Source organism: Lignipirellula cremea (assembly GCF_056501455.1).
Genome location: NZ_CM151415.1, coordinates 3,579,972 through 3,603,224, shown reverse-complemented (window position 1 = coordinate 3,603,224; position 23,253 = coordinate 3,579,972). Strand labels below are relative to the sequence as shown.

Below are 23,253 nucleotides of genomic sequence, written 5' to 3'. Positions count from 1 at the left end.
CTACTCAGCCATCGACCTGCCTCAGGTAGCGCGGCGGCACGCTTTCCGCGAGCCAGACCGAATTCTCCGACAGGTAAAAGAGATGCCCTTCGTTCGCCATTCGCGTCGCGGCGACCTCGAGGACGATCGGCTTGCCGTGCCGCTTGCCGACCGTGATCGCCGTTTCGACGTCGGCGGAGAGATGCACGTGCGTCCGATTCATCGCTCGCAGGCCGTCCCGCAGGATGCCTTCGAGGAAGCGCGTCGCGGTGCCGTGGTACAGCGTCTCGGGCGGCGACTGCGATGCCAGAGCCAGATCGACCTTCAGCGAATGACCCTGGTTCGCACGAATACGACCGCCGTCCTCGCTGAAGGCGTAGCGACGCTTGGGGCAAGTCCGCACGATCTCTTCCAGCGTCGCCCGATCGAGCGCTTCGCCCTGCTCGGCGGACCGGGCGAGCAGATCCTCCACGTTCGCCCAACCCTGCTCATCGAGCGCCAGACCGATCGCGTCGGGGCGATGACGAAGGACGTAGCTCAGGTACTTGCTGACGCGAACGTTATCGGACATGGAACTCAACGTTTCTGCTTCTTCGCCCACTCGACGTGCCGCGCGATTCCGGGATGAGCGCGGAGCGAGGCGAGCGTATTATACGACTCGGCCAGGTCGCGCTCCTGCGGGATCAGTTCGTGGACCGCGCGGTGGCAATGCCGGCAGAGCGGGATCTTGCGCGAGCGCATTTCGTCGATGCCGAAGCGCTCGCGAAATCGCTTCTTGCCATGCATCGCCCGCGGGATCAGATGATGGGCGCTGACCGGCACGACGCGCTGGCACAGGGCGCAGCGGGAAGGGTCGATGGCGTCGGACGATTCGTTCATCGCTTCGTTACGATCGTCGCAGGGTTCACGATGCCGCGAGGAGCTTTCCGATCACGTCGTAGGCCAGCTTTCCCGCGAGGGCGCACGAGACGATCAGTCCCAGAACGGCCATAACCATCAGCCACAGCGTCGCCACGCGACCCTCGCCGTCGGCACGATGCAGAGAACCGAGATAGAGCAAGGCGAGCGCCAGCGCGGGAAGTCCGACGACGGTCAGCGACTGGGCGAACGTGATCAGGTTCGCGGTGCCCTGCTTGTCGCCGGTCGGGTCGACGAGCGCGATCACGGCGACGCTCATGCCGACCAGCAGCGCCGCGGTCGTCAGGATCTTCGGACCCCGTTCGGAGATGCGGCTCCCCCAGCCGAGGCTGTCGGAGAGAATCGTTCCGCCGACCATCGCGTTGACCAGGAACGAACTGAAAGCGCCCGCGAGCAGCCCGACGCCGAAGACGATCCGGGCGCCGTCGCCGAAAAGAGGTTCCAGCGCCCGCGCGACGTCGGCGACCTGCATCTCCTTGATCGTCTCCGGCGAAAGCCGTCCGTAAAAGACGAGCGACGCGGTCAGCAGAACGATCGCCGTGATTCCGCCCAGGGTGGAGATACCGACGATCGAATCGACGAGCCCCCGCTTCAGATCCTTCGGCCCCCACCCCCGCTCCTTCACCAGGTAAGCCTGATAGAAGGCGCCGCCGATCGAGAACGTCGTTCCGACCATGCCGAGGAACGCGAACCAGTCGAGCTTCGGGGCCGCTCCGGAGCCGATCGTTTCGTCCGCGACTCGGGGGGCGACGACGAGAGCGACGACGAAGTTGGTGACGAAGGCCAGGATCATCAGCAGCACGAGCCACTTCATCAGTCGCTCGACGTGTCCGTACAGCCCTCGCGAGACGAAGAGGCAGACGATCACGGCGATATTCAGCGCGACGAGCAGCGTCGGCGCGACCCACTTCGTTCCCGGCGACGTTTCGGACGATCCGACGATCGACTCGACGCCGGCGATGACGGCGACGTTATTGCTCCACTGAAAGATCGCGACCAGCCCGAACAGGATCAGGCCGACGGCGATCGCGACCGGCGCGCCGAGCCGGGCGCGGATCTCCTGGCAGGGACTGTTCGGAAACAGGACGCCGATCCGCGCGGCGAGCGCGACCGATCCGATCATCAGGCCCGCGGCGCCCAGCACGACGAGCGCGCCCAGCGGCCCGAACGAGGCGCCGACCTTGGAACTGGTCAGGATGCTGCCCGGGCCGAGCACGACCGCCGCGACGACGATCGCCGGACCGAGTTCAGCGAGCGCGCGAAGCTTGATCATGAGCGGCACGTAGCGAGATGTCGAAGGCGGGACCCGTCGGCGGGCGGAGGTTAGCCTATCCTCTGCGACGGCGCGGTTCCACAGTTTCGGTCCCTACCGGCGCCCTGCCTCGCTCACTCCTTGGTCCAGATCCGCGTATTGAGGTTCAGATCCTCGACGATCCCCGTGGCGAGAACGAGGTCGGCGAAGAACTCCTCGATCATCTTCACGTCGACCAGGCTCTTGACGAGCCGCGGCTCGAACAGGTTCTTCGTCAGCGGCAGCGCGACGTAGACCCGCGAATCGGCGAACGAAACGTAGACGTCCGAGCCCGTCTTCGCGCGGAAGTCGAGCAACCGCCGCATCAGCGCGGGCGAAAGGATGTATCGCGCCTCGACCTGGTCGTCGGCATGCACGGCGAAATGCGTCTCGAAATCGGGGTCTTCCAGCTTCACCAGTCCGGGGCGAACCATGTTCATCCCCTGAAGCGCTTGCCCGAACCACTTGCCGAACACCTTCTCCGCCGTGTCGGGCAGCACCACGGTGACGCCGCGGAAGTCCTTGTTGAAGTCGGCGACGAAGAAGAGGCCCTTGAAGATCGTATGCCAGGTCGTCTTGCGGCGGCCCTTGCTGTCGGTCGACGTCGTCTTGTATTCGGCGTGAACCTCCGAGAAGCGGATCGCCGTCTTGTCGAGCGTGCCGGTGACGCAGTCCTCGCCCTTGTAACGATCGATCCCCCTCAGGAAGAGTTGGCTCGCCTGGAACTCATGCTGACCGATACAGTCGGTCGGCGAGTAGTGCAGCGTCGGATCGAGAAACTTCACCAGCCGGTCGACCACCGTTCGCTTGAACCGAAGCGGGTAGTCGCCCTGAAACCAGACGCCGAGCAGGACCCAAAGGAGGGCGCCGACGATGCCTCCTACGATCAGAGCGACGAAGTGCATGAAGTAGATCGTGATCGCGATCACGATCAGCGCGAGAATTCCGCCCGCGAGCATCAAGCGGAACAGGATTTTCTTACGTTCGGCGTCCAGGATTTCCAGTTCGGGACGGAGGTCCGACTGGAAGAACGCACGAACTTCGTCAGGAGTGCGCATGGGGGCCGGGCTTCGAAGTCAGGCGGGACGTGGAGGCGGGAAATCCGCTCATTCGAACGGCGAAGCGATCTGTCGATCGGCCACCGTCCTGGGCGCCATGCCTGCCTCTTCGAAGGAAGGGCGGGCATGTAAACGCTCGGCCGAACCGAACATGCCCACGCTGCTTCGCGACGTGGGCATGGCACACAGCGGGAACTCGATCGCCGAAACGATCAATTGTTGAAGAGCTGCTTCACGTCGACGTTCTGGCGTTCCTTCTCCGCGATCTCGAAGACCTCCCGCGGACGGAAGCCGAACATGCCGGCGACCATGTTCGTGGGCACCATCTGCACCGAGTCGTTGTAGTCGGTGACCGAGGCGTTGAACGCGCGGCGACTGGCGGAGAGCTGCTCCTCGACCTCGTTGAGCGATCGCTGAAGTTGGTTGAAGTTCTCGCTCGCCTTCAAGTCGGGATACGCCTCGACCTGCACCATCAGGCGCCCCATCGCACGGTTCAGTTCGTTGTTGAGGTGAACCGCCTCCTCGGGAGAGGTCGCCGGAGAGGTCGCCCGGGCGCGAAGCTCGGTGATCTTCGTCAGCGTCTCGCTTTCGTGCTTGGTGTACTGCTGCACCGTCGCGACGAGGTTCGGAATCAGGTCGTACCGCTTCTTGAGTTGCACGTCCATCGACGCGAAGGCGTTGTCGACCTGGTTCCGCTTGCCGACGAGCGTGTTGTAGGCGAACGCCACGAACAGCAGCGGAACCACGACCAGAGCGGCGAGGCATCCCAATCCGAGCAGCAGTTCGACCATGCAGCGAGACTCCGGAAAGCGACAGGTGCGACGATCAGGGGCGAGACAGAATCGAGGAGCTATTCGCTCTCCGGGACCCGATCTTGCCCGGACGCGTCGCGGCGGAGGAGACCGCCTCCCTGCGACGCGTCGCGCCAAGTCCCGTTCCCGGTAAGATACCTTCCGGGGGGGCCAGCGCGGCGAAGCCCCATCGAAGATTGCCTGCGACAGCCGAGCGGAGCGCACGTTTGTTCGGATCTGCCGTACCGTGGGCCTATCCCGTGCTGATGGGGGCGAGCCTGCTCCTGCTGACCGCCCTGCTTCGCCGCCGGCAGACGAAGCTCGCGATCAGTCCGTTCGAGAAACTGGGCCTGGCGCTGGGGGGTCTGGTCGGCGCCGCACTGGGAGCGAAGCTTCCGTTCTGGATCTGGAACGCCGTAATCGGGGAGGCGGCGTCGACCGAGGGCGTTTCGAGCTGGGTCTGGCTCGCCAGCGGCAAGACCATCCTGGGGGGCATCGTCGGCGGCTACCTCGGCATCGAGCTGATGAAGTTCGCGCTCGACGTCCGCGTCCGAACGGGCGATACCTACGTCGTCCCGGTCGCCGTCGCCGTCGCCGTCGGACGCCTGGCGTGTTTCGTCGGGGGCTGCTGCTTCGGCGTTCCGACCGAGGCGCCGTGGGGGATGCAGTTTCCGCTCGCCTCCGACGGAGGAACGCTGCTGCGGCATCCGACGCAGCTCTACGAGGCTCTGTTCCACGCCGCGGCGGCAGGCTTCTTCCTCGTCTGCGAGCGACGCGACTGGTTCACGGGTCAGCGGATCAAGCTTTATCTGATCGCCTACCTCGCCTATCGCTTCGTCACCGAGTGGCTCCGCCCCGAGCCTGAAGTCTTTCTCGGCTTCACGGCGTACCAGCTCGCCTGCCCCGCGCTGATCGCGATCTTCGGAGCGCTCTACCTTCGCGACGAACTGCGTTACGGGCGAAAGCCGCTCGCACGGACGAGCCCCGATCCGGCGGCCTCTGATCCGGCTGCGTAGCGGAGCGGGCTAAGGTCGCTGCCACTTGCCGTCGCGGAAGACCGTCTCGGCAGGATCGAAGGGAGTGACGTTGCTCCACGTCGGCCAGGCGACAGGAGCACGGTTTTCCGCCGAGAACGGATCGTCGTCCGCCGACTTCGCGGAACCGGCGAGGGTGCCTTCGGCCCGCAGCGACCGCTCGAGCGGCACGAGAACCGCGAGAACATCGTAATCGGGGCGGAAGATCCGCTCCGCGAGACTCGCCTTGAGCGCTTCCATCGGAACGGGAGGATCGAGCGAAGCGAGCAGCGTCGCGATGTCGCGATCCTCGAAGGCGCGACGCGCGGTCGCGACCTCTCCGCGGCGGTAAGCCTGGATCCCGGCCGTCAGTATGCGCGCGCGTCCGGCGTCGATCTTCGGAGCGGTCGGCTTCGCGACGACCCCTTCCGCTGCGGGTCCGGAAGGATCGACCAGCGACGCCATGGTCCGTGCCTTTCGCGCTTCGTCGGAGGTCGCTGCGACGTTCGCGAGTCCCAGCGCAGCCTGCCGGCCGTGTACCTGCGGCGCCAGACTTCCCGCGATCAGGAACATCCGCCGGGCGGCGTCGCGGGCCTCGGGATCCTGCTTCTTGATCGAGAGTTCTTCGGCGTATTGCAGGTAGCCCAGCGGATCGTCGGGCGAAAGTCCGGCCAGACGTTCGGGATCGACCGTGACGACCAGGTCCTCGATCCGGTCGCGCAGGAACGTCGTCCGCTTCACCGTGCCGTTCGCCTGCGGCACGTCGAGCACTACCGTCGACGCGTCGGCGGAGATGAGATAGCCGTAGACCGGCTCGTCCTCGCCGACCAGGAAGACCGCCGCGGCGCGGACGAACGAAGTCGCCGCGAGGCTCAACGCCAGGACGCAGCAGCAGAGCGTCGCGGTCGTTCGCATGCGTTCGAATCGGCTGCGGGAGCGGGCGCTCACTTCTTCGTCTCCTCGCCGCGCATGGCCAGCAGGAACAGCGTCCGCTCGCCGAAAAGCAACTGCTGCAGGACGTCCTCACACTCGGCGTCGTTCGTCGCGAGCGTTTCGACGAGCCGCCGCGACTGATCGGCGAACGCGGGCGTCTCGCGTGCAGCTCGTTCCGCCTCGAGTCGGACGACCAGTCGCTGATAGAGCGCCGCGCGCTGCAGATCGCCGGACGCCAGTCGCTCGACCGCCGGGAAGAGGGGCCGCGCGTCCGCGAGCGCCCTGGAATCGGGCTGCGCCGTTTCGACCGACGCCATCGCGACCTGCGCGAGCGACTGATAAGCCTGTCCGATCGACCCTGACGGCGAAGCGTTTCCCGGCGCGAGCATCGCTCGTCGATAGTCGATCAGCTCCGCGATGCGACCGGCGACGTCCAGCAGCTCGGGCGAGGCGCCGCCGCTGCCGCTGCCGATTTCGCTCAACCGTCGGGAGGCCTTCTCCAGCAAGGCGTCGGTCGCAGCGATCTTCCAGTCCTTATCCGCGGGCGTCCAGCCGGGGCCGAGGAAGGCGCGAATCAACTGGCGCCGCGGTTCGCTGGGAGCTGCTTCGGGCCAGACGCCGATCGCGTCGACCAGCGCCAGCGTCACGGTCGGCCACTCCGAGATCTTCGCCATCTCCGTCGCGACGATGCCGGCCTCCTGCAGGGTGACGAATTCGCCGGCGGCGTAGTCGAGGATGCCGTCGGCGACGTCGTACGGAACGTCGGAACCCTCTGCGAAGAAGCGAGTGATCCGCCTGAGCGTGTCGATTCGAACTCGGGCCGGCGTCGCCTTCGCGTTCTCCAGCTTCGCGGCGTCGGCGCGCATGTCCGTCAGCTTCTCGGGCGCGATCTCGACGAAGCTGCTCCCGCCTGCGAAGGCAGGCGCTTCCGCTTCATCGATCGCTTCTTCAACCGCGGGCGCTTCAGCCAACTCATCGAAGATCGCATGGCGGCCTTCGCTTTCGAGAGCCCAGGCCTGCGTCGTCAGCCGCGACAACTGCTCCAGATCGAGCAGCGCATTCTTCGGCGTGCTGATCACGAAGCGATCCGTCGCGACCCAGGGCTCGGCCTTGAGTCGAAACGCGTTCAGACGACGACGTCGTTCGAAGTCGCTGTCCACCGCGATGCCGAGCGCCCCGCGGAGGTTGGCAGCCAGTTCGTCCGGCGGCTCGCTCGACGGTCGGTCGTAGCGCAGGCGCAGGGACGACGCCAGAGCTTCCTGCAATTCGGCGTCGGTCGTCTCCTCCATCAGGTCGATCAGCGCGGCGACCGCCTGGGTCGACGTCGACATCGACAGCAGGTTGAGCGACGTCTGGAACGTGGCCCAGTCGCCCGGATGCTTCAGCAGATAGTCCCGCACGAACTGCGCTTCGACTCGATCGGTCTCCTTCCGCGCGGGGACGAAACGTTCCAGCATTCGCTGCAGAACATTGCGGCGCTCCGTCACGTCGGCGAGGGTCAGGTCCGACGCGGCGAGTCGATCCAGCCAGAGGGCCCCGGTCGCGGCGAAGCAGGCAGAGAGCCAGTCCTCTTCTTCCAGTCGACCGGGCGAAAGCTTCAGTTCCGCCGCGAGCGCACGCTTCCAGTCTTCGACCCGCTCGGGCGGAGCGTCGAATCGACTGAGCGCCCTGCCGATCGCCTGCAGCGTCGCGAACGAGATCGTGTACTCCTGCGACGAACCCGGCGAGTTCGCCTCCGGCATGATGAGCGCGAAGGTTTCCCGCCTCAACGTTTCCGACGCTTTCGCGTCGGGTTCGATCAGGACCAGTTCCTGCCAGAGCCGTTCCAGCGCCTGCCGCACGACCGGCGAGGTGGCGCCGGCCTTCAGCTCGCTCGCCATTCCGTCGTAGGCGCGGGAACGCTGCACGGGATCTGACGAGCGGACGGCGTCGACCCACGGCGCGCCGGACCGCTCGCGCGCCAGTTGCGAGTGTGCCAGAGCCGCCTCGGAGTTCCACCAGTCCGGAAGCGCATCGACAGGCGGAACGGCGACCCGGGAGCCCCCCGACGCGACGGCTTCGTCGCCGTTCGTGGTCGACGGATCCTTGACGGCAGAACGGGGACCGAAGTCGAGGTAGTCGGGAAAGAGAAAGAGGGCCGCGAGAAATCCGCCCGTCATCAGGACCGCGCCGATCGCCAGCGCGGCGTACCGGGCGCCCATCGAGCGATCCCGCTCGTCGGCGTGGGCGAGCGTTCTGCGGACGCTGAAGAGCTCGTCGTCCGTCTCCGAATTCGAATACCCCCACGATTCCCCGTGGCGATAGAACTCTTCGAGATCGGACCTGCCGATGCGATCGCTCTGCGAGAGGCGCTGGGCCAGATACGCTCGAAAGTGACGACGCGATTCCTCCGCCGTAAATCGTTTCATCCCGACGGCGGCGAGCGTGCGATCGAGCACGTCGTCCAGCCGCGTCGGTTCGACGCCGAAGCGCTCGACCGCGATCGATCGGGCGCGGCGTTCCAGGTAGGGGCGAAAGATACCGTCCGGGATGCGTTTCGCGTTGCAGACCAGCCACGCCTCGAACGCCCGCTCTTCCGCCGGTTGCACCAACTCCGGTTGCCTGGGCGCCGATTGCCCGGGGGGCGGAGGCGGAGGGGTCGGGGGCAGCCCCGGCTTTCCTCCCCGGATCGCGGGAGGCGACGACGAACCGCCGCCGACTGCCGGCGCGGGCGGAGGCGCGCCGTCGGAATCGGAGCGGAGCAGTCGAACCGCGGCGGCAGCGTCTTCCGCGGAGAGGCCCATCCGCCGGGCGTGCGCGTCGAGAAGCGCCAGGCTCCGCGCATTCAGGCCCCGCTCGCGTGCGAGGATCAGCGGCGCTTCCTGGAGGAACCGCGCGAAGGCGGCTTCTTCGTCCGTCGGCGCGACCGCGCTATCCGCGGCCGGGAACTGAAACTGCGGCGGCATCGGGGGCGACATTCGGTCGGCCATAGTCGAACGTCCTCCCGCCTTCCGCCTGTTCAGCCGACCGTTTCCGTCCGATCGAAGCCCCGCGAACTCCCCGACTCCGTTCCCGACATCGCGTTCATTATAGAGTTCGGTCAATCGGGGTTACGGCGACTTCCAATTCGCGGCGAGCGATTCGAAACGCTCTCGCGTCGCCGGATCGTCGATTTCCGGATAAAGCAGGCGAAACTGACGGTAGACCTTCTCGGCCCCGGGCGGGTCGGTCTGGGCTAGCGAGGCGATCTGCAGGTACTTCGCCTCCCACCAGCGCTTGTCCTCGGCGCTCAGCCCCCGCAGAACCTTCAAGGCCAGGTCCCGCGCGTTGACGTACTTCTGCCGCGCGAACAGCACCTGGGCCTGCAGCAGCAGGTAGTTCAGCTCGTTCGGCTGCGCTCTCAGGAGGAGCGCCAGCCGCCGCTCGGCATCCTCCAGATCGCCCGACTCGCGAGCCTTTACGGCGAGACGATAGTGCGCGGCCCGCGCATTCTTGTCGCTCGCCAGCGACTCGGGCGTCGCGCTGTCGGCGATTCGCGCGTAGATCTCTTCCAGCCGCTCGGGAGAGACGTTCCACTTCGCGGCATTGATCGCCTGAAGCGTCAGCGCGTCCCGCTCCTGCGGCGTCCCGGCTGCATTCTGCGAAAGCCATTCCGCCTCCTCGCGAGCACGTTCGAGGTCGTCGCCGTTCGCCGCGGCATGCATCCGCAGGGAATGCCACTCCCGCACGTTCGGCGAATCGGCAGGCGCCGCCGCCAAAGTCCCCGCCGTTCGATCGAGCAGCGCTCCGACCGCGCTCCAGTCGGGCTTCGACGTCCTCGCGGAAAGGCGCGCGCCGAGCAAGGCGACCTCGAGCTTCGTCTCGGGCGACGCTTTCGAGTCGAGCGTCGCGGAGACGAAGGCGCTCGCGTCGCCGAAGATCCGTCCGCGCGCGGCAGCGTCCCGAGCTTCGTCCGACATCCGGCCGTACAGCCTGGCGATCTCGCGCTGGGCTTCGTCGAACTTGGGATCGCCGACCGGAACTCGCTGCCAGACGGCGAGCGCGTCCTGGGGCGGGCTGGCCTTCGAGCGCAGTCGCGGCAGCGCGTCGCGGGCCCGCTTTCCGATCTCCGTATCGGGCATCTCGGCGACGATTCGCTCGAGCGCCGAGAGGGCGGCATCGTAGTAAGACTTCTCGGTCTCGCCCAGCTTGTAGTAGGCGACGAACGCCATCCAGGCCGCTTCGCCAGCAGAAGCGCGACCGGCGTCCTTCAAGGCCTTCCACGCCGCCTCGAATCGCTCCGCGGCATCCTTCAAGCGCTCTCTGCCGTAGAGCGCATGCCCCAGCCGATAGAGCGCTTCCCCGCGGAGTCCCGGGTCCTCGTTCGCCTCGGGTCGCGCGAGCGCCGCTTCGTATCCCGCGATGGCACGATCGAAGTCAGCCGGATCCTTCGACTTCTCCGCCGCGGCGAAAGCACGTTCCGCGGCGAGGTACTGGACGTAGAACCCGTCGCCGAGCGCTTCGTCGCCGATTTCGTAGCGCTCGACCAGTTCGTCGAGCACGTTGAACACCCGCATCCGCACGAGCCGCCCGACGCCGAGTTCGGCAAGCTGGGCTTTCTCCGCGGGAGGAACGTCCGGCGAAGCGAACGCGCGGCGAACGAGCGTGACGCAGAAGTTCACCTTCCCCTGCGTCGGTTCGGGCGTGAAGGCGGCGATCGTCGTCCGGGCGAAGGCGATCGCTTCCTTCCAGAGGTGGGCGTTCAGGAGGCCCGACAGGCGCCAGTTGGGCAGTTCGTCCCGCACGCTAGCCGGCACGGAGAAGTGCTGCAGCCACTGATGCACCATGTCGGCGCGCGTCGTGTCGCCGAGCGCGAGCAGCGAAAGTTCCAGGCCGATCGCCGCCAGCGATCGATATCTGACCTCCAGCGCAAGCCAGTCGGGCCGGACGTCGGGGTAGCTTTCGCCTGCGACGCCGAGGTATCGTTCGAACGCGCCGATCGAAGCCTCCAGCGCCGGACGGTCGGCCCGCTCGGTCACCAGCCAGCGGTAGTACTCGGCCCAGCCCGCGAAGAAGTGCGCCCGGTTCCACGCCTCGATGACGCTCGCCAGTCGCCGATCGAGTTCGGGCGAAGCGGTATCGGCGTCGTCGACCTGCGTCTGAACCGCTTTCCGCTCTTCGTCGAGTCGCAGCGAGGCTTCGACCAGCGTCGGCCCGATGCGGGGGAAAGTCGCCTTCGCCAGGTCGTACGACTTCTGGTCGTTCGCGTCGGCTAGCCACAGGTTCAGCACCGCTTCGCCGCGGAGGAATTCCCCCTGCAAACGAATGATCGCGAGCGACGGCGAATCGACGGCTGGGAACTCCTTCACCAGCCGGTCGAGCGTCTCCGACCGCCGCGCGAATTCCTGCTCGTCGATCCCCGGCTCCGTCAGAAGCGCCGCGTACAGGTCGGCCAGCTCCCGCGCGAGCCGCTTGCCGCGCGCGTCGTCTTTCGTGCGTCGGAGTTCGTTTTCCAGATGAACGGCCGCGACCCGATCGAGTCCCAGGCCCTTCAGATACTGGAGGACCTGCGTACCGGGATCGTTCCCCGCCGGCGCCTGGGCCGCGAGACGCGCTGCTGTCGCCGAAGAGATCGCGGCCAGCAGCATGATGGAGAGAACCGTCGGGAGGAAGCGTCGTCCGATCACGGCGCGCCTCCCGTCGGAATGTAGGAAACGACGGCGAAGCCCGCGTCGCGCGCCGCCTGGACGGCGGTCGCCCCCATCCCGAACGGAGCCGAGTCGCTGACGCGAACGAAGGCTCCGGTCGACTTGTCCGGGAACTGGCTCAGGGTGACCGTGAGTTCCCGGGGGTCGACGAAGTCCCGACCGCCCAGTCGATAGACGAAGCCGCCCGCGCCGGAGGTGACCTCCACGATCGCGGGTTCGAAGTCGGCGGCGCTCGCCGTGGCGCTCGCTTCTTCGACGCGTGTGGCCGGATCGAGTTCACGCTCGGTCTGCACGAAGCTCGTCGTGATCAGGAAGAAAATCAGCAGCAGAAACACGACGTCGATCATCGGCGTCATGTCGAGCGCGATCATGCGTCTGCGCGAGATTTTCCGGGAACTGAGCTTCATGATCGCTTCGCGAGCGTACGACGTCGTGTGACTGCTACCGACTCGTCTATCGTTATCCGTTAGCTTGATCGAAGTGGTTCGGGTGCCACTGGCTCCGCCAGTGCCGAAGCTCGAAGGATCGTCAAACAGAGTTGGCCCTGCCTCCGGGAAAGCGCTGGCGAAGCCAGTGGCACCCGGAGGAGAAGATGACTTTACGCAACTGGAGGATCATTACTGCGGCTTCTGAACGGCCATGCGGATCTGCAAGACGCCCAGCCGATTGAGCGTCCGGACCACCTCGTTCACCGCCCGGGCGTCGCCGGCGGCGTCGCCTCGCACGGTCACCTTCATCGACGAAGGATCCTGACCCCGCCGGGCGATCTCCCGGTCCATCCAGACCGCGAGTTGCGGCGATGTGACCGCCTGTCCCTGGACGATGATCTGACCGGCGGCGTCGACGTTGACGACCAGCGGTCCCTCCTGCTGGTCCTTCGTTCCTTCGAGCTTGGGAAGTTCGAGCTGTTCGCGATTGACGTTCGAGACCTGCGAGACCGTCATGAAAAAGATCAACAGCAGGAACACGACGTCGATCATCGGCGTCATGTCCATCGACGTCATCGTCGAACGCTTGTGTTTGGTCAGTCGCATAGCAGGCCGTTGATCTTCTCAACGACCTGCGTTCGCCGCACGGATGCGGCGTCGAAACAGCGGAAGTTCCGTTGTTTCGCGAGGCGTGAGAAACTTGTTTCGAACTTGCCGAGCGTGATTTTCGCCACGAAGGCGAAAATCGACGTGTCGATAATGTGATGCCGTATCGATTCGATTCCGTCGAGGCCGCAGACCCTACCGCTGACGTCCGAGCGGCGAGAGGACGCGCTCGACGCGCTTTCCCGCTTCCGCGACGATCGAGTCGATGCGATTCCGGAAGTAGCTGAAGAAGATCGTGCAGGGAATCGCGACGATGAGTCCGAGGAACGTCGTGACGAGCGCCTGACCGATCGAGCCGGCCAGTTCGTCGGGCCGCGCGGCGCCTTCCTTTTCCGCGATGACGTTGAACGCGGAGATCATACCGGCGACCGTTCCGAGCAGCCCCAGCATCGGAGCGATCGCGCCGATGACGCCGAGCACTTCGGTCTTTCGATAGAGCCGCGCCGTTTCGTCCTCGCCCGCTTCCTCGACGGCGTATTTGTAGTCGGCGAAGCCGAACTCGCTGCTGCGGAAGCGTTCCAGGCCGGCCTGAACGACATGCGCCGCCAGCGAATCGGCTTGCGGCTGTTCGCAGTAGGCGATCGCGTCGTCCAGGCGACCTTCCTGAATCATCTGCTCCAGATCGATCAGAACGTCCTCGGGCATCAGCCGAGCGCGACGGATCGTGACGAAGTGCTCGATGATGAACCCGACCGCGACCAGCGACGCCACGCCGATCAGCGCTCCGATCCACCCCGCAGCGTAGAGGTTCTTCACCAGGAGGTTCGGCTGCTCATCGCCTCCGTCGCTATCGGAAGCCCTTCCCGCCGGCGGAGCAGCCGATTCGGCGTCGAATGCGGCCGGATCGGCCTCTTCCTGCGCGAACGCGGTAGGCCAGTTCGTCGGAGCGAAGAATCCGAGCGTCAGCAGGAGCACGCCCGTCGCGATCCAACGGAACGCCCGCGCACGGGTCGCCAGCGAGGACAGACCTGAAGAGGCCAGACCGGCCGAAGCTCGCGTGCCGGAGTTGGAGGAGGTGAAGGGCATGTCCTGCTTTCTGTCGCTCAGGGCGAAGACTCGTGATTTCAGGGATGGCTGACGTGAGGGCGACGAACCGATCGGATCAGCTTGCCGGCGGAGGCCCTGCCCCGCCGCGTGCGAAGGAGGTCTCCGGGAATCGGGCGGAGAGTTCCGCCCGCAGGCGAGCCGCTCCCCTCGTGTCGCCCGCGCGTTCGAGAGCGTTCGCCGCTTCGGACAGCGAGGCCGCGGCGACGACAGGTTCCGACGCGCTGAACAGCACGGGAACGTGCAGCATCGCCGCAATGCCTTCGTCGCGAATCGCCGCGTCGTCGGACGAAGCGATGGCCGCTCCGCTGGCGTAGATCCACGCCGGCTGAAGCGAGGGCGTCAATTCCGTCCACCGCGGGAAGTTCTTCTGCGCCGCGGGAACGTCCGGGCTCCGCTTCGCCAGCGCCAGTTGCATGCCGATCAGATCGCGAAGCGCGACGATCGCCTTCGCCTCGCCCTGAAGCGAAGCCTGAATGTTCTGCGCGACGTCCAGATCGCCGGAAGCGATCGCGAGCGCCGCGGCGTACGCGTACAGACCGGGCTGCCTGAGTTGCCGCTCGCGGATCGTCGCCACGACGTCGGCGTAGGCCTGACGCGCGGCGATCGCGTCGAAGAAGATGGGCGAAATCTCGCGGACGAGGCCCGTCGCAAGATCGATCTCCATCCGGCGCTTCCCAGGCAGGCGATCGGCCACCGTCGGGTCTTCGCTCAACAGCGCCAGACACCGCAGATACGAGACGATCGCCTCTTCGCGACGCCCCTGCTTGAGCCGCCCCCACATGGCGGCCTGGTTCACGAGGAACGCGGTCGGTCCGCGTCGGTCGCGATACTTCTCCAGAACGGGTTCCGCGACTTCGGCCAGTCGACCGTCCGCCCCGCTTTCCAGGTTCTGACGAATGCGGAGCAGCGGAATGCCGAGTTCGCCCAGCGCCTGATTGAATTCGGCCTGGCGATCGGCGGCGATCTGTCCGCGTTCGATTTCATCCCAGCCGAAAGTGCGACCGTCCCCGAGCCGCACGCCGTCGAGATCGAAGCTCTCGACCGTCACGTCGTTCAGGACGGTCAAATTGCGCAGGATGATCCGATCGGCGAACGCCGGAGCGGCGAAGCCCAGCAGCGCCAGAGCGACGACGAGCCGCAGCCCGCGCCGCGACAGCCGAAAACGACGGACGCAGCCGGGCCGATGGGCGTTCGTTGAAATGCGGGAAACGCTGCTCATCCGTCCGTGAATCGAGTCTTGCGGGAGTCGGCGCCGGAGCGAGGCGTCTCGATGGACGGCCAAAGTAGATTCTATGCGACGGACGTCCCTTCCGAGAGGAACGCGGGACCTGGTCGCTTCGCGAGTCGTCCGTCCGACATCCGATCGCGCAGGATCGGCTAATCGCAGGATCGACCGGCGACGGAAGCGAACGTGAAAGAATAGAGTCGCCGCCGCAAGGCATGCAGGGGCGGAGGCGACGGATCGCGCGGGTCGCATCGATTGAATAGGTCCGGCGCGCTCTGCGGCCGCCGGCGTGACGCCCCTGTCACCGGATACATCATATCCACCGGACAGCGCGTCGAGGCAAGCGATTTGTTTCGCTCGCCTGCGTTCTTTGCGGCACTGCTGGCCGGTTCGCGTTCACCGACGCTTCGCACGACCATCGGATTCCGCCCTGCACTTCGTCGAGCTTGTGTGCCACGGCTGGCTTGTCCAGCCAAGCCTGACAGCGAGCGCCGACTTCGCCTCCCGGAAAGCGCTCGACACGACTTTGCGTCTGGAAACCCGGCGGCTTTTGCCTAGAGCGACTGCCTGAATCGATCGACTGTCGCCAGCGCCCTGCACGGCTGGACAAGCCAGCCATGGCACATGGATGAGCCTTTGCGGCGAACCGACGGGCATCTCGCCGCGTAGCGTCTTTCGGGTCGTTCCCGTCGCGAAGTCTCTCTTGACGTTCGGATCGAGCGGCTCCTACTATCCGCCGCCGACCGAGGGTCTTCGCGTCGGCACGACCCGAAAATCTTTCCCTGTTTCCTGACGGATCGGCTCGATTCGCCTGCGTTCGCGGACGATGCGATCGATAGCGGGGGCAGGATGCGCGTAGCGTTCGAGACGCCAACGGGCTTGTACCTCGACGCGATCGTCGAGGTAGCGACGCCGCGTACGCGGAGAATGAGTCTCCGCTCCAGTTGAAGGGATTCATCCGATGAAGTCGGCCCTCCGGCAGATCGTGCTTCTTTCCTGCGGCGGCGGCTGCGTGCTCGTCACGTCGACGGGTTGCTTCTCGTCGAAGTCGGGCTGGAACCCGCTCGCGTGGAACTCCAGCTCTTCGAGCCTCGCGCAGAAGAGCGGAAACTATCCCGATCCGCCCTCGATCGCGGCGACGCCGAAAGCGGTCACCACGCCGGCGGTCGCCCAGGGCAAGACGACCAGCCCCACCATCTCGATGGGCGAAACGGGGCCTTCCTCCGAAGTCGCCGACGCATCGGGAGCCAAGTCGCCGAGCGCGTCCGGCGCCAACGTTCCGAGCGCCTCGTACGGGGCTCAGCCGGTCGGTTACACGTCGGAAGGATCGATCGGCGCCGCGGGCGGGGGAGCCCAGAACGGCTTCTACGCTCAGGATTACCCGGGAGCCGCGGCACGCACCTCCGCGGGCGGGACCGCCCCGCCGCAATCGAACCCTTACGCAGGCTCCGCCTACCCCGGCGCAGCGAGCGGATACGGACAGCAGCCGGCGCCGGTGATGGACGTCGCTCCCCCCAGCCGCACGGGCGGCTACCCCGCTGCCAACGCCGCATATCCGAATCAGGGCTATCCCGCTTCCGGCTACCCAGCTTCGGGATATCAGGGCTCGGGTTATCCGGCGGCCGGTTATCAGGCTACAGGCGCTCCCGCGGGCGGCGGCTACGGCGGCTCGGCTTATCCGACCTCGACCGGTGCGGCGGGCTATCCCGCGACCAGCAATCCGTACGGAACGACTCCGCCGACGTCGAACTATCCGACCGGCGGCTACGCTCCGACGTCGGGCGGTTATGCCCCCGCGTCCGGCTATCCGTCCGGCGCCACGGGCGGCTACCCCGCTTCGACCGGATCGCCCGCACCGACCTCGCAGTATCCTTCGAGCTACCCCAGTTCGTCGTACACGCCTGACAGCGGCGCCACGTATCAGACCTCGACGAACGCGACGAGCTACCCGACCGGGGCCGCTCCCTATGCGACGGGAGGCGTCGGTTCGACGACGACCAGTTCGACGGCGCCTGCAACGCCGAGCGGTCCTTGGACGCCGGGCAGCACCGGTCGCACCGGCCTGTCGCTCGATCGTCTGGAAGCGGGCAAGCCGAGCACGACCGGCGCGGCAGCGAACTCGTCTTCCTACGGCTATCAGACGTCCTACCCGACTTCGACCCCGACGACCAGCGCGGCCAAGGCGCCGGCCTCGGCGGAGTTCGTTCCCGCTGGCGGACCGACGGCTTACACCGCGGCGGCTCCGCCGGCTTCGCAGTCGTTCAGCGGCTCGAACGATTTCCAGCCGGCTCACGGCGGCGACTTCGCTCCTGCCGGCGGCGCCGGGTCTTCGTCCAGCTTCGTCCCCGCGACGACCTCGCCCCCTGCGACGTCGAAACCGGCGGGTCCGCAGTACAACGAAGCTCCGTCGAACTTCAACATGCGGTTCTAGAGCGTTCGGCATCGACCTAACAGTCCGTTGATTTCCCTGGTCGCGAGAGCTTGAGCGTTCAAAAGGTCGCTGAGCGTCGAGGCATCAGGAGCGGGAGCCGGACGGCGATCGAGATGCTGAGGATCGCTCGATGCGATCTGGCGGCGAAATGGGCGAAGCTGGAGAGTCGAAAAGTGGCAGAAAGCGCCTCGCACAGGTCTCCGAACTGTTTCGGCTTGCCCGCTCCGAGCAGTCGCCGCAGGATCCGTCCGAGGTTGTAGGCGACGGCGGCGACGAGATAGCGCTTGCGGATCTTCGCGAGCCCGCGAAGCCAGGTCCGACGCGATCCGCCGGTCTCGAGCACGTGCGCGAACGTCCGCTCGACCTTCTCGCTTCGTAGACGCTGCAGCCTGCGACCGCGGCGCCCGCGCGCGTTCCGGCGATTGCGACGATAGGCCGCCTGACGACGAGGCGGCTTGCGTTTTCGCTTCCGAGACTTCGCTCGCTTCGGCTGCGGAATATACGTCCGCACGTGCGTCTCGTGCTGCAGCCGGTCGAGCGACTCTTCGCTGTGATAGCCCTTGTCCGCCGCCACCTCTTCCACGTCGCAGCCCGTGCCCGCTTCGCGCAGGTTCGTCCGCGCCGCGTTCACGGTGTCCTCGATGGTCTGGCAGTCGCCCGCGGTCCCTTCGTAGACCTCCGCCGCGACGATCACGTCGGTCTCCAGATCGACGGCGTGCTCGACCTTGTACTTCAGATGCGTCCGCCCGTCCTTCATCTTCCCGATGCGGGCGTCGGGATCGTGCGGGTTGACCCAGTCGTCGTTGGAGACCTTCTTGTCCGTCCGCTTCTTGTCGAAGCGACGAAGCTCCTCGTCGTCCGGGTCGCTCACGCCCGTCTGGGCTTCGTACAGCTTGCGAACGTACTCCCGCCAGTCGTCGCCGGAGTCGCGCCGGACGATCGACTTCATCGCAGCGTTCGCTTCGAGATCGCTGGCGTCGACGCCGAGCGTCTTGCCCTTCAGCAGTCCCTTCTCGTGACAAAGGGCGAGGACCAGTTCGAACGCGAGCTGGTGGATATCCAGCGGCAGACGGTTCCGCGTCAGCGTGAGCGTCGAATGGTCCGGCGTCTCTTCGCCAGGGCCGTAGCCCAGGAAGCGGGCCAGCGAGCGACTGTCGTCGCAGCGCCAGGCGATGCCGCGCTGGCTGTCGATCCCCTCGAAGTAGCCGATGAACAGCATCCGGAAGTAGACGCCCGGCGCGAGACCCTTTCGTCCGGTCGTCTCGTAGTAGGGCGCCGCGGCCGCTTCCAGCCGCCCGTCGAAGTCGATCTCGGCCAGCAGCCCGTTCAGCCGATCGTAGAAGACGTTTCGCGGACCGCTCCCCAGCTTGTCCGTCGCAACCCAGAACGTCCCCTGCGTCTCACGCTTGCGTTTACCCAGGCCCATCGCGATTTCTCCCCGCGTCGAGATCACGCGAGGATAGCGCAGGCAGGGCGAAAATCAACGGGCTGCTAAGCGTTGCACGGAGGGCTGACACCCTCCGCTCGCCAGGACCAGCGAAATCAACGAAGCCCGCGCTGCCATCGCAGTGCGGGCTTCTCTCGCATTTGCGAACGAGCTTCGCGATCGCGCGACTATCGCCGCAGCCGGCCGCGCTGGAGTTCCTCGAACTCCTGGCGCTGACGCTCGGCTTCGATCTCAGCGCTGATCATCAGGCTCCGGTCGAACTCCAGGCGATAGCTGTACTCGATCGTCGTCGCGTTCTCGCCGAACTGGCGGGCGGGTACGTCGATGTCCCATCGCAGGATGCCGCGAGGACGTTCTTCGCGAACGTAGAGCGGCGCGGCGCTGATCGGCTGCGAGACCTCCCCGAGCGTGACGCGCAGCTCCATCGTGTCGTCGCTGGTCGGGATCCGGTCGTAGACCCGAACCGTGGCGCCGGCGCCTTTGAAGTTTTCCAGCGTGATGCGGTAATTCAACTCCTGCTCTTCGTTGCCCCCCTGGACCGATTCAGTCTTTTCGACGAGTTCGCGCTTCGTTCGCAGTTGCGGATCGATGCCGAAGCCGACGACGAAGGCCTGGCCCCGGGCGACGGTCGGGAGTTCCGTCTTGCCGACGAACTTCCCGCCCAGGTAGACGCTGACCGGGCCGCTCAGGAGGTCGACGGCGCTGGTGTTCAGCACGTCGGCCTCGCGATAGACATAATTCGACAGCACCGGGTTGGCGACGTAGTAGAGCGTCGCTTCGAGTTCGGCCTCCTGGATGCGGACCATCTGCTGATCGCTGCGGCTGGCGAGGCTGACCGGCGTCGCGAGCGTATAGCTCAAGCTCGGTCCGTCCGCCGTTTCATCCGATGCCTGGCGGAGCAGGGCCAGCGACTTCTGGTCGGCGGTCAGTTCCAGGCACTGGACGCTGTTCGCAAGATCGTTCACCCGCCAGTTGGCGTCGATGTTCGTGCCGAGCGTCACCGAGTTCGCGTAGGCGTCGACCTGCACCTGCTGCTGAATGTTCAGGTCGCGGAACTGCTGCGCGATCGCCTTGCCCATCGGCTTCTCGGCGGCCTGGGCCTCTGCATTGGGAGCGCCGCGGGAAACCAGCGTCACGCGGAACGGCGCCAGACCGGGCGAGGCGCTGCTGAGCGCGGGCGTCGCGGTCGAAAGCGTCAGATCGACGTCGTTCCAGTCCTCGCCCGTCGTTTGATGAATGAGGGCGCTGTATTCCAGTTCGACGGAGCCTTTCGGCGCGGGGTCCTCAGCCGCGTCGGCGTCGTTCTCAGCGGCGTTTTCAGCCGCAGCATCCGCGCTTCGGACCACGTACGAAGGCGACCAGCCGCAGGCCGACACGAGATAACTCAAGCGAAGTTCGCCCTCGGCTTCGTTCGCCTTCTGCACGAACAGCACGGCCTCGCGGACGGAGTTCGTCCCGGCGGAGGCGACTTCGCCCAGCTTTCGCGAAGCCAGCTCGATCTGCTTTTGCGTCTCCTCGATCTGGAACTGCAGCTCCAGTTCCTTCGCCATCGCCTGGTCGCGCTGCTCGAAGGCGAACGTCGAAAGCTGGGTCAGCGCCTGCACGTCCAGCTTGCCCGCTTCCAGGTTCTCGTTGGCCTTCTGCGTCGCGAAGGTCGACATCGAATCGAGATAAGCGAGCTTGCGCTGCGCGATCTGGACCTGCATCTCGCACTCCCGGCGGGTTCGGTTCAGATCCTCGATCTCCGCCTGAAGGGCTTTGACCTTCGCGTCGGTCGAGTCCATCGCCGCCCGCTCGCGATAGCGGACTGCGCGGACTTCGATGGCGTCGGTCCCTTCGGCGAAGAGCGAATCGGGCTGCACCTGCGGCGGAAGATTCGGCACGACGATCTCATGCGCGCCGGCGGCGAGATCGATCGGAATCGTTCGCGTCACCATCGCCTGCCCGCGGTAGAGCGTGACGCTGGTGACCTTGCCCGCAAGCTGCGGAACGGGATTCGCCTCGGCTGCAGCTTCGCCAGCAGGAGGAGCGTCTGCCGACGCCGTCGCGGCGGGCGGCTCGGCGGGCGACGACGAAGGATCGGGCGCCGGTTCCTGAGCGATAGCGAGGGCCGCCATGAAGGCGAACGGGAACGCGAGGCAAGACGCTATACGGCGCATGGAGCGACTCCGTCGACAGAGCGTGCAGGGAGAAGACGTTCGCCGCGTCGCGGCCCGCATCCGGACGGACGCCGCGGCGATACATCCGCTAGGATACCGAACGTCGCCTGACGACTGCCGTAACCGTCTCGTAACGACGGCTCGTGGCATGGTCGTCTGGAAACGAACGACCTGTGTGCCATGGCTGGCTTGTCCAGCCGTGCCGTGCAGCGAGAACCGACCTCGATATCGCAAGAGCGTTCGACCTGGAGCTCGCAACGCGACGATTTACGTAGGTCGCTCGAACTCTTCGCGAAGCGCAATCTGAATGGATGAGCAACCGCCGCCTTCCGCACGGCTGGGCAAGCCAGCCATGGCACACAAGCGACGCCAGGTACTAACCAGAGATTGCATGGAACCCGCAGACGATCCCCCCGGCTCCCGGTTGCCGACTCGCACGCTGGTCTTCGTGTACGGAACGCTGAAGCGCGGGCAGGTTCGGCACTTCGCTCTGAAAGGGCAGCGCCTCGTCGGCGACGCGAGGACGCGACCGCGTTATCGCATGGTCAACCTGGGGAGCTACCCGGCGCTGATCGAAGGGGGAGCATCAGCGATCGCAGGCGAACTATGGGAAGTCGACGCGGCCTGCCTGGCGCTGCTCGACGAGATCGAATCGGTCGCCGACGCGTACTATCGTCGCGGCTCGATCGAGATGGCTCCGCCGCATGACGATCTCAGGGTCGAGGCCTACTTCTTCGACGCCGACGTCTCGTCGCTGCCCGATCATGGCGAGTCGTGGTGAACGCGGGTCGCGCACGAAAAAAGCGACGAGATTTCTCCCGTCGCTTGCGATCGCGTCTGTTCAGAAGTCGAAAGTCTTACAGCGACTTGTCCGCCTTCATTCCGTCGAGGACCCACGGCAGCCAGCAGAGGCATGGGCCCGTGATCAGCAGCAGCACGACGAACAGGATCACGCCGTTTTGATTCAGACCGGCGAAGACTTCTTTTCCCTGCGGCACGACGGCGACTCCTCGGTTAGCGCTGGCGATCTTCGATGCGACGGTCGACGTTGTAACACCCGCTGGCGCCCCGGTCAAACCGAGCGGCGCCGAGGAGAATCACCCGCCCGCCGTCGTCACGCGACCAGTTCGCGCATCTTCGACGCCTGGCCGGCCTGACCGAACTGGGTCATGCGAGCGACGCAGACTTCCTTCATCGCGTCGCGGGCCGGCTTGAGGTAGTCGCGGGGGTCGAACTTCTCCGGCGACGACCAGAGCACCTTGCGAATGGCGCCCGTGATGGCGAGGCGGTTGTCGGTGTCGACGTTGATCTTCCGGACGCCGTGCTTGATGCCGCGCTGGATCTCTTCGACGGGCACGCCCCAGGTCTGCGTGATCTTGCCGCCGTACTTGTTGATGACGTCCTGCAGTTCCTGGGGAACCGAGGAGCTGCCGTGCATGACCAGATGCGTGTTCGGCAGGCGGCGGTGGATCTCTTCGATGCGGCTCATGGCCAGCGTTTCGCCGGTCGGCTTCTTCGTGAACTTGTAGGCGCCGTGGCTGGTGCCGATGGCGACCGCGAGAGCGTCGACGCCCGTCTCGGCGACGAAACGTTCGGCCTCTTCCGGGTCGGTCAGAAGCTGGTCATGCGACAGTTCGCCCTCGGCGCCGTGGCCGTCTTCCTGTTCGCCGTGGCCCGACTCGAGCGAGCCCAGGCAGCCGAGTTCGCCCTCGACCGAGACGTTCTTCGCGTGAGCGAGATTCACCACTTCGCGGGTGACGCGGACGTTGTAATCGAAGTCCGCGGGGGTCTTGCCGTCTTCCTTCAGCGAGCCGTCCATCATGACGCTGGTGAAGTTGTTCTCGATCGCGGACAGGCAGGTCTCGACCGAGTTGCCGTGATCCTGGTGCATGCAGACCGGGATGTGCGGATAGAGCTCGACCGCGGCCAGCATCAGGTGCCGCAGGTAGGCGTCCTGCGAATACTTCCGGGCGCCGCGGGAGGCCTGGATGATGACCGGAGAATCGGTCTCCTGGGCAGCCTCCATGATCGACTGGATCTGCTCCATGTTGTTCACGTTGAACGCCGCCACGCCGTAGCTGTTCTCGGCGGCGTGATCCAGGAGCGTGCGGAGGTTGACAAGCGCCATCGCGAAAGCCTCGTGCGAAGGGAAAAATGCGTTCGTTACGCAGAATGATACCCGGGGCGATCGGCCCGCGCAA

At 66.0% G+C, this 23,253-nt stretch carries 19 protein-coding genes; 3 read left to right on the top strand and 16 right to left on the bottom strand.

What is annotated here, in order from left to right:
- Positions 1-4: 4 nt before the first annotated feature.
- The 5 genes from SH602x_RS14225 to SH602x_RS14205 all read right to left on the bottom strand — a co-directional run bounded on the left by SH602x_RS14225 (position 5) and on the right by SH602x_RS14205 (position 4,037).
- On the bottom strand, positions 5-550 hold the full coding sequence (locus tag SH602x_RS14225; RefSeq protein WP_479472941.1) for an RNA 2'-phosphotransferase: 546 nt from the start codon (positions 548-550) through the stop codon (positions 5-7).
- Between the two features lie 5 nt (positions 551-555).
- Positions 556-858: a hypothetical protein gene (locus tag SH602x_RS14220; RefSeq protein ID WP_479472940.1), complete on the bottom strand. Its 303-nt coding sequence runs from the start codon at positions 856-858 to the stop codon at positions 556-558.
- A 25-nt stretch (positions 859-883) separates the two neighbouring features.
- Entirely contained in the window at positions 884-2,170 is a 1,287-nt protein-coding gene (locus SH602x_RS14215; protein WP_479472939.1) for an NRAMP family divalent metal transporter, read from the bottom strand.
- A gap of 113 nt (positions 2,171-2,283) precedes the next feature.
- Positions 2,284-3,246 (bottom strand): DUF3137 domain-containing protein, encoded by a 963-nt coding sequence (locus SH602x_RS14210; RefSeq protein WP_479472938.1) that lies wholly within the window; start codon positions 3,244-3,246, stop codon positions 2,284-2,286.
- A gap of 212 nt (positions 3,247-3,458) precedes the next feature.
- A complete protein-coding gene (locus tag SH602x_RS14205; protein WP_479472937.1) occupies positions 3,459-4,037 on the bottom strand; it encodes a LemA family protein in 579 nt (192 codons plus the stop codon).
- A gap of 227 nt (positions 4,038-4,264) precedes the next feature.
- Between SH602x_RS14205 and SH602x_RS14200 the strand changes: the two genes are divergently transcribed.
- Positions 4,265-5,053, top strand: a complete 789-nt coding sequence (locus SH602x_RS14200; protein ID WP_479472936.1) for a prolipoprotein diacylglyceryl transferase — start codon at positions 4,265-4,267, stop codon at positions 5,051-5,053.
- A gap of 9 nt (positions 5,054-5,062) precedes the next feature.
- Here the strand turns inward: SH602x_RS14200 and SH602x_RS14195 are convergent, their stop codons facing one another.
- From SH602x_RS14195 to SH602x_RS14165, 7 genes are all read right to left on the bottom strand, one after another.
- Positions 5,063-5,965 carry a hypothetical protein gene (locus SH602x_RS14195; RefSeq protein ID WP_479472935.1) on the bottom strand — a complete coding sequence of 301 codons (903 nt, stop codon included), beginning with the start codon at positions 5,963-5,965 and terminating at the stop codon, positions 5,063-5,065.
- A 29-nt stretch (positions 5,966-5,994) separates the two neighbouring features.
- Entirely contained in the window at positions 5,995-8,952 is a 2,958-nt protein-coding gene (locus SH602x_RS14190; protein ID WP_479472934.1) for a hypothetical protein, read from the bottom strand.
- A gap of 120 nt (positions 8,953-9,072) precedes the next feature.
- Positions 9,073-11,628: a hypothetical protein gene (locus SH602x_RS14185; RefSeq protein ID WP_479472933.1), complete on the bottom strand. Its 2,556-nt coding sequence runs from the start codon at positions 11,626-11,628 to the stop codon at positions 9,073-9,075.
- Positions 11,625-12,056, bottom strand: coding sequence for an ExbD/TolR family protein (locus SH602x_RS14180; RefSeq protein ID WP_479472932.1), 432 nt, complete (start codon positions 12,054-12,056; stop codon positions 11,625-11,627). Before SH602x_RS14180 ends, SH602x_RS14185 begins: the two co-directional genes overlap by 4 nt.
- A gap of 210 nt (positions 12,057-12,266) precedes the next feature.
- Positions 12,267-12,683 (bottom strand): ExbD/TolR family protein, encoded by a 417-nt coding sequence (locus tag SH602x_RS14175; RefSeq protein WP_479472931.1) that lies wholly within the window; start codon positions 12,681-12,683, stop codon positions 12,267-12,269.
- Between the two features lie 195 nt (positions 12,684-12,878).
- On the bottom strand, positions 12,879-13,769 hold the full coding sequence (locus SH602x_RS14170; protein ID WP_479472930.1) for a MotA/TolQ/ExbB proton channel family protein: 891 nt from the start codon (positions 13,767-13,769) through the stop codon (positions 12,879-12,881).
- A 76-nt stretch (positions 13,770-13,845) separates the two neighbouring features.
- Positions 13,846-15,009 carry a hypothetical protein gene (locus tag SH602x_RS14165; protein WP_479472929.1) on the bottom strand — a complete coding sequence of 388 codons (1,164 nt, stop codon included), beginning with the start codon at positions 15,007-15,009 and terminating at the stop codon, positions 13,846-13,848.
- Between the two features lie 967 nt (positions 15,010-15,976).
- On the opposite strand from SH602x_RS14165, the gene SH602x_RS14160 reads away from it, so the two are divergent.
- Positions 15,977-17,446: a hypothetical protein gene (locus tag SH602x_RS14160; RefSeq protein ID WP_479472928.1), complete on the top strand. Its 1,470-nt coding sequence runs from the start codon at positions 15,977-15,979 to the stop codon at positions 17,444-17,446.
- Positions 17,447-17,504: 58 nt separating this feature from the next.
- Here SH602x_RS14160 and SH602x_RS14155 read toward each other — a convergent pair whose 3' ends face one another.
- Both SH602x_RS14155 and SH602x_RS14150 read right to left on the bottom strand, forming a co-directional pair.
- Positions 17,505-18,872, bottom strand: coding sequence for a transposase (locus SH602x_RS14155; RefSeq protein ID WP_479472927.1), 1,368 nt, complete (start codon positions 18,870-18,872; stop codon positions 17,505-17,507).
- 188 nt (positions 18,873-19,060) lie between these two features.
- Positions 19,061-21,010 carry a mucoidy inhibitor MuiA family protein gene (locus SH602x_RS14150; RefSeq protein ID WP_479472926.1) on the bottom strand — a complete coding sequence of 650 codons (1,950 nt, stop codon included), beginning with the start codon at positions 21,008-21,010 and terminating at the stop codon, positions 19,061-19,063.
- A 433-nt stretch (positions 21,011-21,443) separates the two neighbouring features.
- Here SH602x_RS14150 and SH602x_RS14145 point away from each other — a divergent pair, with 433 nt between their 5' ends.
- The gene (locus SH602x_RS14145; protein ID WP_479472925.1) at positions 21,444-21,833 is read left to right on the top strand and encodes a gamma-glutamylcyclotransferase family protein; all 390 of its coding nucleotides are present in this window, start codon (positions 21,444-21,446) and stop codon (positions 21,831-21,833) included.
- 76 nt (positions 21,834-21,909) lie between these two features.
- On the opposite strand, the gene SH602x_RS14140 is transcribed toward SH602x_RS14145, so the two are convergent.
- A complete protein-coding gene (locus tag SH602x_RS14140) occupies positions 21,910-22,050 on the bottom strand; it encodes a hypothetical protein (RefSeq protein ID WP_479472924.1) in 141 nt (46 codons plus the stop codon).
- Between the two features lie 116 nt (positions 22,051-22,166).
- The gene (gene fba, locus SH602x_RS14135) at positions 22,167-23,180 is read right to left on the bottom strand and encodes a class II fructose-bisphosphate aldolase (protein ID WP_479472923.1); all 1,014 of its coding nucleotides are present in this window, start codon (positions 23,178-23,180) and stop codon (positions 22,167-22,169) included.
- Positions 23,181-23,253: the final 73 nt, after the last annotated feature.

Coding starts and splice junctions, on each gene's coding strand:
- SH602x_RS14165 (WP_479472929.1), bottom strand. CDS start 15,009: ATGAGCAGCGTTTCCCGCATTTCAACGAACGCCCATCGGCCCGGCTGC.
- SH602x_RS14190 (WP_479472934.1), bottom strand. CDS start 8,952: ATGGCCGACCGAATGTCGCCCCCGATGCCGCCGCAGTTTCAGTTCCCG.
- SH602x_RS14180 (WP_479472932.1), bottom strand. CDS start 12,056: ATGAAGCTCAGTTCCCGGAAAATCTCGCGCAGACGCATGATCGCGCTC.
- SH602x_RS14155 (WP_479472927.1), bottom strand. CDS start 18,872: ATGGGCCTGGGTAAACGCAAGCGTGAGACGCAGGGGACGTTCTGGGTT.
- fba (WP_479472923.1), bottom strand. CDS start 23,180: ATGGCGCTTGTCAACCTCCGCACGCTCCTGGATCACGCCGCCGAGAAC.
- SH602x_RS14205 (WP_479472937.1), bottom strand. CDS start 4,037: ATGGTCGAACTGCTGCTCGGATTGGGATGCCTCGCCGCTCTGGTCGTG.
- SH602x_RS14225 (WP_479472941.1), bottom strand. CDS start 550: ATGTCCGATAACGTTCGCGTCAGCAAGTACCTGAGCTACGTCCTTCGT.
- SH602x_RS14215 (WP_479472939.1), bottom strand. CDS start 2,170: ATGATCAAGCTTCGCGCGCTCGCTGAACTCGGTCCGGCGATCGTCGTC.
- SH602x_RS14170 (WP_479472930.1), bottom strand. CDS start 13,769: ATGCCCTTCACCTCCTCCAACTCCGGCACGCGAGCTTCGGCCGGTCTG.
- SH602x_RS14210 (WP_479472938.1), bottom strand. CDS start 3,246: ATGCGCACTCCTGACGAAGTTCGTGCGTTCTTCCAGTCGGACCTCCGT.
- SH602x_RS14175 (WP_479472931.1), bottom strand. CDS start 12,683: ATGCGACTGACCAAACACAAGCGTTCGACGATGACGTCGATGGACATG.
- SH602x_RS14150 (WP_479472926.1), bottom strand. CDS start 21,010: ATGGCGGCCCTCGCTATCGCTCAGGAACCGGCGCCCGATCCTTCGTCG.
- SH602x_RS14145 (WP_479472925.1), top strand. CDS start 21,444: ATGGAACCCGCAGACGATCCCCCCGGCTCCCGGTTGCCGACTCGCACG.
- SH602x_RS14195 (WP_479472935.1), bottom strand. CDS start 5,965: ATGCGAACGACCGCGACGCTCTGCTGCTGCGTCCTGGCGTTGAGCCTC.
- SH602x_RS14160 (WP_479472928.1), top strand. CDS start 15,977: ATGAAGTCGGCCCTCCGGCAGATCGTGCTTCTTTCCTGCGGCGGCGGC.
- SH602x_RS14220 (WP_479472940.1), bottom strand. CDS start 858: ATGAACGAATCGTCCGACGCCATCGACCCTTCCCGCTGCGCCCTGTGC.